1 pseudogene (running past one end of the window) is annotated in these 251 nt (G+C 66.1%); it reads left to right on the top strand.

The window, feature by feature from the left end:
- Positions 1-251 (top strand): annotated as a pseudogene (locus JNK74_28680) (dihydroxy-acid dehydratase); it runs 312 nt beyond the window's last position.

Raw genomic sequence — 251 nt, 5'->3', positions numbered from 1 at the left:
GACTATCCAGCTGGCCAGGACATCATTCGTCCCTTCGACAACCCGATCAAGAAGGACTCGCACCTGGTCATCCTGCACGGCAACCTGTCGCCGACCGGCGCGGTCGCCAAGATCACCGGCAAGGAAGGCCTGCGCTTCGCAGGCCGCGCGCGCGTCTATCACGGCGAGGAAGCGGCGCTGGCCGGCATCCTCAACGGCGAGGTGGTCGCCGGCGATGTCATCGTGATCCGCTACGACGGTCCGAAGGGTGG

The sequence above is a fragment of the Candidatus Hydrogenedentota bacterium genome, assembly GCA_016791475.1.
Taxonomy (GTDB): Bacteria; Hydrogenedentota; Hydrogenedentia; order Hydrogenedentales; family JAEUWI01; genus JAEUWI01.
The sequence above is the reverse complement of the archived record's forward strand: the minus strand, read 5'-3'. Positions and strand labels throughout refer to the sequence as shown.